At 57.9% G+C, this 8,886-nt stretch carries 7 protein-coding genes; 5 read left to right on the top strand and 2 right to left on the bottom strand.

Annotated elements, in window-relative coordinates; genetic code table 11:
- Nucleotides 1-149 precede the first annotated feature (149 nt).
- Nucleotides 150-1,370, bottom strand: coding sequence for a CaiB/BaiF CoA-transferase family protein (locus E4O98_RS02295; RefSeq protein ID WP_248134050.1), 1,221 nt, complete (start codon nucleotides 1,368-1,370; stop codon nucleotides 150-152).
- 13 nt (nucleotides 1,371-1,383) lie between these two features.
- Nucleotides 1,384-2,565 carry an acyl-CoA dehydrogenase gene (locus tag E4O98_RS02290; protein WP_005783512.1) on the bottom strand — a complete coding sequence of 394 codons (1,182 nt, stop codon included), beginning with the start codon at nucleotides 2,563-2,565 and terminating at the stop codon, nucleotides 1,384-1,386.
- Between the two features lie 156 nt (nucleotides 2,566-2,721).
- Between E4O98_RS02290 and E4O98_RS02285 the strand changes: the two genes are divergently transcribed.
- The 5 genes from E4O98_RS02285 to E4O98_RS02265 all read left to right on the top strand — a co-directional run bounded on the left by E4O98_RS02285 (nucleotide 2,722) and on the right by E4O98_RS02265 (nucleotide 8,643).
- The gene (locus E4O98_RS02285; RefSeq protein WP_005783510.1) at nucleotides 2,722-3,621 is read left to right on the top strand and encodes a LysR family transcriptional regulator; all 900 of its coding nucleotides are present in this window, start codon (nucleotides 2,722-2,724) and stop codon (nucleotides 3,619-3,621) included.
- Nucleotides 3,622-4,073: 452 nt separating this feature from the next.
- Nucleotides 4,074-5,195 (top strand): Re/Si-specific NAD(P)(+) transhydrogenase subunit alpha, encoded by a 1,122-nt coding sequence (locus E4O98_RS02280; RefSeq protein ID WP_005783509.1) that lies wholly within the window; start codon nucleotides 4,074-4,076, stop codon nucleotides 5,193-5,195.
- Between the two features lie 15 nt (nucleotides 5,196-5,210).
- Nucleotides 5,211-5,534 (top strand): NAD(P) transhydrogenase subunit alpha, encoded by a 324-nt coding sequence (locus tag E4O98_RS02275; RefSeq protein ID WP_005783507.1) that lies wholly within the window; start codon nucleotides 5,211-5,213, stop codon nucleotides 5,532-5,534.
- Nucleotides 5,534-6,970, top strand: coding sequence for an NAD(P)(+) transhydrogenase (Re/Si-specific) subunit beta (locus E4O98_RS02270; protein ID WP_005783504.1), 1,437 nt, complete (start codon nucleotides 5,534-5,536; stop codon nucleotides 6,968-6,970). The genes E4O98_RS02275 and E4O98_RS02270 overlap by 1 nt, the downstream gene beginning before the upstream one ends.
- A 179-nt stretch (nucleotides 6,971-7,149) precedes the next feature.
- Entirely contained in the window at nucleotides 7,150-8,643 is a 1,494-nt protein-coding gene (locus tag E4O98_RS02265; protein ID WP_032878531.1) for an acetyl-CoA hydrolase/transferase family protein, read from the top strand.
- The last annotated feature ends 243 nt before the right edge of the window (nucleotides 8,644-8,886 follow it).

The following is an 8,886-nucleotide window of genomic DNA, read 5'->3' as shown; positions in this document are numbered from 1 at the left end:
CGACTGCGCCGGAAGTGGGGCGAATTATAGGCTTCCAGAATCTGCCGTCAACTCTTAATTCTGCTTTTCTATCAATTAGTTAGAATTGATTAAAAAACCACCACCACTTATAGGAACGCCATGAGTGCCCTCTATATAGAAGGAATCATTCAGACGATGCCCGCCTCCTTCAACGCAGCCACATTAGCTGCCCCTAACCCCAAAATCCCCCGCAGCACCTGAAGCGTGTGCTCCCCCAGGAGAGGTGGTGCATTTCGATATTCCACTGGCGTCTTGGACAAGCGTATCGGGCTGGCAACCTGAGGCACCATCCCCGCCAGCGCATGGGGAAGCTCCATCGCCAGGCCGCGCGCCTGGACCTGAGGATCGGAGAAAACTTGCGCCAGATCATTGATCGGTCCACACGGCACGCCCACTCGCTCCAATTGCGACACCCACTCAGCCGTTGTCTTGAAGACAGTCGCCTGGCGGATCAACGGAATCAGCGCAGCACGGTTGGCCACTCGCGCCTGGTTAGTGGCGAAACGCGGGTCATCCCCCCATTGCGGCTGCCCAGCAACTTCAGCGAACTTGCGGAACTGGCCGTCATTACCCACCGTCAGGATGAAATCACCATCAGCCGTAGGAAAGTCCTGATACGGCACGATGTTCGGATGCGCATTGCCCAGGCGTTTTGGCGAGACTCCGGTGGTCAGGTAATTCATCGCCTGATTAGCCAGGCAAGCCACCTGCACATCCAGCAGCGCCATATCGATATGTTGCCCACCGCCATCATGATCGCGGTGAGCCAACGCTGCCAGGATCGCGACGGTCGAATAGAGTCCCGTGAGAATATCGGTCAATGCCACACCGACTTTCACCGGCCCTGCGCCCTCATCACCTTCAGGCCGGCCGGTCAGGCTCATCAACCCACCCAGCCCTTGAATCATGAAGTCGTAGCCGGCACGCGCGGCATAAGGCCCCGTCTGCCCAAAGCCCGTGATCGAGCAGTAGATCAACTCAGGATTTATCTCCTTGAGCGACTCGTAATCCAGCCCATAAGCCGCCAGACCACCCACTTTGAAGTTCTCGATCAGGATGTCTGACTTGGCCGCCAGATCACGCACCAGTTTCTGCCCTTCAGGCTTAGTGAAGTCGATGGTCACCGATTCTTTATTTCGGTTGGCGGACAGATAGTACGCCGCCTCACTGGTATTTTCGCCGTATGCGTCCTTGAGGAAGGGCGGCCCCCAGGCGCGCGTGTCATCACCGCTGCCTGGCCTTTCGACCTTGATCACCTCGGCCCCAAGGTCCGCAAGAATCTGCCCGGACCAAGGGCCCGCCAGTACACGCGATAAATCCAGTACCCGCAGGTGGGAAAGCGCGCCCATGTCCGTGCTCCTATTAATAGAACGCCTGAAGACCAGTCTGTGCGCGCCCAAGAATCAAGGCATGCACGTCGTGGGTTCCCTCATAGGTATTGACCACTTCGAGGTTGACCAGGTGGCGCGCCACCCCGAATTCGTCGGAGATGCCGTTGCCGCCCAACATATCGCGGGCCATGCGGGCGATGTCCAGGGACTTGCCACACGAGTTACGCTTCATGATCGATGTAATCTCGACCGCTGCGGTCCCCTCGTCTTTCATCCGCCCCAGACGCAGGCAACCTTGCAGAGCCAAGGTGATCTCGGTCTGCATATCGGCCAGCTTCTTCTGGATCAACTGCGTTGCAGCCAATGGCCGACCAAACTGCTGACGATCCAGGGTGTACTGGCGCGCGGTATGCCAGCAGAACTCAGCAGCCCCCAACGCCCCCCAGGAGATACCGTAGCGCGCCGAATTCAGGCAAGTAAAAGGCCCCTTCAAGCCACGCACATCCGGAAAAATGTTCTCGTCCGGCACAAACACGTTATCCATGACAATTTCGCCGGTAATGGACGCTCGCAAGCCGACCTTGCCGTGAATCGCCGGGGCGCTAAGGCCCTTCCAACCTTTTTCCAGGACGAAACCACGGATATCGCCTGCATCATCTTTGCCCCACACCACAAACACGTCGGCTATCGGGCTGTTGGTGATCCACATCTTCGCGCCGGTCAGGCTGTAGCCGCCATCTACCTTTCGCGCACGGGTAATCATCGCGCCCGGATCAGAACCATGGTTGGGTTCGGTGAGCCCGAAACAGCCAATCCATTCGCCGGACGCCAATTTCGGCAGGTATTTTTGTTTTTGCGCCTCCGTGCCGAACTCATTGATCGGCACCATGACCAGTGACGACTGAACACTCATCATCGAACGATAGCCGGAGTCGACACGCTCCACCTCACGCGCAATCAGCCCGTAGCTGACGTAGTTCAAGCCGCTGCCACCGTACTGCTCGGGAATCATCGCCCCCAGCAAACCGGTTTCTCCCATCTCACGGAAAATAGCGGGATCAGTCTTTTCATGACGGAAGGCTTCGAGCACGCGAGGGGCCAGCTTGTCCTGAGCAAACTGCTCGGCACTGTCACGCACCATGCGCTCCTCTTCGGTGAGCTGTTGATCCAGCAGCAGTGGATCGATCCAGTTGAAGCTTGCCTTGCCAGCCATGAATAAGTCCTCGCGGATAAAAACGGAAGTCGTGATTCAGACTAGGCCGGCCACGCGCAGAGGGCAAACGAGGTTTCTGCATAGGGTTGTGCTAATTTCTCACTCCGTAATACTCGAAACGCCCATAAATGCGCCTTATCTGTGAGGGCAACGTACATGCGCAGAAAAATCCCTAGCACCACCGCGCTTATCAGCTTCGAAGCGGCAGCCCGTCACGAAAGCTTCACCAAGGCGGCACAGGAGCTTTCCATCACCCAAGGCGCCATCTGTCGACAGATCGCCAGCCTTGAGGAGTTTTTAAGTGTCGAACTGTTTCGCCGCTCGCGTCGCGGGGTGAAGCTGACAGAGGCAGGGCTCTCTTACAGCCGCAGAGTTGCTACACAGCTGGACGCCGTAGAGCGCGACACCCTCTCGGTCATGGGTCAGCAGGGCACCAACGCCATCGAGTTGGCGGTGGTACCGACCTTCGGCACGCAATGGCTGATTCCACGCCTCAAGGACTTTCAGGACCGGCACCCGGAGGTGACCGTGAATCTGACCAATCGGACACGCCCGTTCCTGTTCGCCGACACCGCGTTCGACGCCGCGATCTACTTCGGCGATGCCGATTGGTCCGGCACAGAGTCACACCGGCTGATGGGAGAAAACCCTGTCCCGGTGTGCAGTCCACACTTACTTGGAGGCCGCGCGCACTTAACTCCTCAAGAGATCGCCGAATTACCGCTGCTACAGCAGACAACACGCCCCTATGCCTGGCGTCAGTGGTTCAACGCGCAACAGCTGAGTCTGCCTCGCGACATGACAGGCCCTCGATACGAGCTATTCTCGATGTTGTCCCAAGCGGCTATGCATGACATGGGCATCGCACTGATACCACCCTTCCTCATCCAGCGCGAGCTGAAGGAGCAGCGACTGGTGATTGCGAGCACCGAAACGCTAAGCAGCGAAAAGGCGTACTACCTCATGATTCCCGATAAAAAAGTCGAATCGGCCTCCCTACACGCATTCAAGGACTGGCTGATTGAACAATCAAAGCGCTATAACCCCGGCATTTAAAGGATAAAGCTGCCTTGTTGACCCTGTAGTCAGGTTAATTTGAATCCTACAGATATACGTATATGTCGCATTTAGACAGTCTGTACCGGTTGAGCAAAAACAAGGCTCAAAGCCATGATCTACATGGCTTGTAGCGACTAATACCAGCCTATAAGCGACCATTCACATCGGCGATTGGAAAACATCGAATAAATACCCTTGACCCTTTAAAGACTTGTATTTAAAGAGGTTATTCAAGGCGGTTGCGACAATCAGTCACAGGGTGACTTGTAGTTAATTTTTCGTCACCCGTCATAATCTCTTGAAGGCCGTAAAGTTCGCCTGCAAAATGCCGCGCCCCGCTGTCATTTCAGCGGGATCGTGCTGATCGGTCGCCCCAGTTGCGCCACTCGCGGTGCACTGGCCTTTTTACAAAAAGATCAAAAGCAAAAAGATCATGCAGGAGATTTGACGTGCACATTGGTGTTCCTCTCGAAACCCAGACCGGTGAAACGCGGGTGGCTGCCACCCCGGAAACCATCAAGAAGCTGATCGGCCAGGGCCATAAGGTCACTGTACAAAGCGGTGCAGGCATCAACGCCAGCATCGTCGACAGTGCTTATGAAACGGCAGGCGCAACCATTGGCAGTGCCAGCGATGCGTTCGGCGCCGAGCTGATCCTCAAGGTGGTTGCCCCCAGCGACAGCGAACTGGCGCTGATCAAAAGCGGCACCGTATTGGTGGGCATGCTCAATCCGTTCAGCAACGAAACCATCGCCAAGCTTGCCGAATGCGGCATCACCGCCTTCGCCCTCGAAGCCGCGCCACGCACTTCACGGGCCCAAAGCCTCGACGTGCTGTCTTCGCAAGCCAATATCGCCGGTTACAAGGCTGTGTTGCTGGCCGCTCATCACTACCCGCGCTTCATGCCGATGCTGATGACCGCCGCCGGCACTGTGAAAGCTGCGCGCGTGTTGATCCTCGGCGCCGGTGTCGCGGGCCTGCAAGCTATCGCCACGGCAAAACGCCTGGGCGCGGTCATCGAAGCGTCCGACGTCCGTCCGGCGGTAAAAGAGCAAATCGAATCCCTGGGCGCCAAGTTCGTCGACGTGCCCTACGAAACCGATGAAGAGCGTGAATGCGCCGTCGGTGTCGGCGGCTACGCGCGCCCGATGCCCACCAGCTGGATGCAGCGCCAGGCCCTGGCCGTGCACGAACGCGCGAAGCAGGCCGACATCGTCATCACCACCGCACTGATTCCAGGCCGCAAGGCACCTACCCTGCTTAGCGCCGATACCGTCGCGCAGATGAAACCCGGCTCGGTGGTCATCGACCTCGCCGCAGCTCAGGGCGGCAACTGCCCGTTGACCGTCGCTGACCAAGTCGTGGTGGAAAACGGTGTGATCATCTGCGGCCCGACCAACCTGGCAGGCGCTGTCGCCGCAGATGCCTCGGCCTTGTACGCGCGCAACCTGCTGGACTTCCTGAAGCTGGTCTTCACCAAGGAAGGGCAGTTTGAAATCAACCTCGAAGACGACATCGTCGCCGCGTGCCTGATGTGCCGCGACGGCCAAGTCATCCGCAAAAACGCCTAAGCAGGGATTCAGACGATGGAAGAGCTTATCTCCCCCGGTATCTACAACCTGATCATCTTTGTGCTGGCGATTTATGTCGGTTACCACGTGGTCTGGAACGTTACCCCCGCGCTGCATACGCCATTAATGGCAGTGACAAACGCGATTTCCGCGATCGTGATTGTGGGCGCCATGCTGGCCGCCGCCCTCACCGTGACGCCGTTGGGCAAGACGATGGGCACCCTGGCGGTAGCTTTGGCTGCGGTTAACGTGTTCGGCGGTTTCCTGGTTACGCGTAGGATGCTTGAGATGTTCAAGAAGAAAGCGCCCAAAGCTGTGAAAGAAGAGGTGCAGAAGTAATGAGCATGAATCTGGTGACGACGCTCTACCTGATCGCGTCGATCTGCTTCATCCAGGCCCTCAAAGGCCTGTCGCACCCCACCACCTCCCGACGCGGCAACCTGTTCGGCATGCTCGGCATGGCACTGGCGGTGCTGACCACCGTAGGCCTGATCTATAAGCTCGGCGCGGAGCTGGCCACCGCCGGTATCGGCTACGTCATCGTCGGCCTGCTGGTCGGCGGCACGGCCGGCTCGATCATGGCCAAACGCGTAGAAATGACCAAGATGCCGGAGCTGGTGGCGTTCATGCATAGCATGATCGGCCTGGCAGCGGTGTTTATCGCGATTGCAGCGGTCGTCGAGCCGCAATCCTTGGGTATCGTCAAACACTTGGGCGATTCGATCCCGGCCGGTAACCGCCTGGAGCTGTTCCTCGGTGCCGCCATCGGTGCTATCACCTTCTCCGGCTCGGTGATCGCATTCGGCAAGCTGTCGGGTAAGTACAAGTTCCGCCTGTTCCAAGGCGCACCGGTACAGTTTGGTGGGCAACACAAGCTGAACCTTGTGCTCGGCTTGGCAACCCTGGGCCTGGGCCTGGCGTTCATGTTCACCGGCAACCTCACTGCGTTCGCGCTGATGCTGGCCCTGGCCTTCGTGCTGGGCGTGCTGATCATCATCCCGATCGGCGGCGCCGACATGCCGGTAGTGGTATCGATGCTCAACAGTTATTCCGGCTGGGCAGCGGCGGGCATTGGTTTCTCGCTGAACAACTCGATGCTGATCATCGCCGGCTCCCTGGTCGGCTCCAGCGGCGCGATCCTGTCTTACATCATGTGCAAGGCGATGAACCGCTCCTTCTTTAATGTACTGCTGGGCGGTTTCGGCAATACGCCAGACGCCGGTGCAGCAGCTGGCTCGAAAGAAGCTCGGCCGGTGAAGTCCGGCTCGGCCGACGACGCTACCTTCCTGCTGACCAACGCCGACACGGTCATCATCGTGCCGGGCTATGGCTTGGCTGTCGCACGGGCACAACACGCGCTTAAAGAGCTGACCGAGAAGCTCACCCATCGCGGCGTCACCGTGAAGTACGCGATCCACCCGGTGGCGGGCCGTATGCCTGGGCATATGAACGTGCTGCTGGCCGAGGCCGAAGTGCCTTACGACCAGGTGTTCGAGATGGAAGACATCAACTCTGAGTTCGGCCAGGCTGACGTGGTGCTGGTATTGGGCGCCAACGATGTGGTCAACCCGGCGGCCAAGAACGATCCGAACTCACCGATTGCCGGTATGCCGATCCTCGAGGCGTTCAAGGCCAAGACCATCATCGTCAACAAGCGCTCGATGGCCAGCGGCTATGCAGGCCTGGATAACGAGTTGTTCTACCTGGACAAGACCATGATGGTCTTCGGTGATGCCAAGAAGGTCATCGAAGATATGGTCAAAGCCGTCGAATAACACTGCGCCAGCGCAATACCCGAAACCCTGGCCTCACGTAGGCTGGGGTTTTTTATTAGCGGATGAAACCCGACCAAAGGCTCTAAATCGCCACCTGGCATTCGACCATGGTAGCGGGCCGAAACTTTTTGAAATCACTACACTGCCCACCTTGCTTCCGTAGCCTGAGATAACAATTCATGTACCGTGATCGTATCCGCTTGCCTTCGTTGTTGAACAAGGTCATGAGCGCGGCAGACGCCGCTGCACTGATCGAGGACGGCATGACCGTCGGCATGAGCGGCTTCACCCGCGCCGGTGAAGCCAAGGCCGTCCCCCACGCCCTGGCCGAACGCGCCAAGACTTCGCCCCTCAAAATCACCCTGATGACCGGCGCCAGCCTGGGCAACGACCTGGACAAGCAACTGACTGAAGCTGGCGTACTGTCGCGACGCATGCCGTTTCAAGTCGACAGCACGCTACGCAAAGCGATCAATGCTGGCGAGGTGATGTTTATTGACCAGCACCTATCGGAAACCGTCGAGCAACTGCGCAACAACCAGCTCAAGTTGCCGGACATTGCGGTAATCGAAGCGGTCGCCATCACTGAACAAGGGCACATCGTGCCCACCACGTCCGTAGGCAACTCAGCCAGCTTCGCAATTTTTGCCAAGCACGTGATCGTCGAGATCAACCTCGCGCACAATCCGAACCTGGAAGGGCTGCATGACATCTATATCCCGACCTACCGGCCGACGCGCACGCCTATCCCGCTGGTGAAGGTCGACGACCGCATTGGCAGCACTGCGATTCCGATCCCGCCAGAGAAAATCGTCGCTATCGTGGTCACTAACCAGGCCGACTCTGCCTCAACCGTGACGCCGCCTGACGGTGACACTCAAGGCATCGCCAACCACCTGATCAACTTCCTCAAGCAGGAAGTTGATGCCGGACGCATGACCAACAAACTCGGCCCGCTGCAAGCCGGGATCGGCAACATTGCCAACGCGGTGATGTGTGGCTTGATCGATTCGCCCTTCGAAGATCTGACGATGTACTCGGAAGTGCTGCAGGATTCGACCTTCGACCTGATCGACGCCGGTAAGCTGAGCTTCGCATCCGGCAGCTCGATTACCTTGTCGGAGCGCCGCAATGCCGACGTTTTCGGCAACCTGGAGCACTACAAAGACAAGCTGGTACTGCGCCCACAGGAAATCTCCAACCATCCTGAAGTGGTGCGCCGCCTGGGCATCATCGGTATCAACACCGCGCTGGAGTTCGATATCTACGGCAACGTCAACTCCACCCACGTCTGCGGCACGCGGATGATGAATGGCATTGGCGGCTCCGGGGACTTCGCGCGCAACGCGCACCTGGCAATCTTTGTCACCAAATCGATTGCCAAGGGGGGCGCGATTTCCAGCGTGGTGCCGATGGTCAGCCATGTGGACCACACCGAACATGACGTGGACATCCTCGTCACCGAAGTGGGCTTGGCCGATCTGCGCGGCCTGGCACCGCGGGAGCGTGCGCGGGTGATCATCGACAACTGTGTGCATCCGGCCTACCGCGACGCGCTCAATACTTACTTCGAAGCCGCCTGCGCCATCGGTGGGCACACGCCGCATATCCTGCGCCAGGCACTGAGTTGGCACATCAACCTGGAAGAAACCGGGCATATGCTCAAGGCTTGATGAATACAGATCCGAGCTGATGCAACTACAGTTTCATCAGCTCGGCAACCTAGCCAGTGTCTATGCAAAAAACTGTACTACTGTACCGCTCATTTCCTACTTAAATATCCCACAACTCATCTTGAAAACACCCATTTCGCACCTTTTGGGTGCACACAGGTACAGTTGCCCCATTTCCGTACCGTACAGCCGTATTAAACAGTTAACTGGCCCCTCACAATACAGGTGAACTGTATCTAGAGA

It is taken from the genome of Pseudomonas sp. W2Jun17, assembly GCF_023127795.1.
In the GTDB taxonomy this organism is placed as follows: domain Bacteria; phylum Pseudomonadota; class Gammaproteobacteria; order Pseudomonadales; family Pseudomonadaceae; genus Aquipseudomonas; species Aquipseudomonas synxantha_A.
The sequence above is the reverse complement of the archived record's forward strand: the minus strand, read 5'-3'. Positions and strand labels throughout refer to the sequence as shown.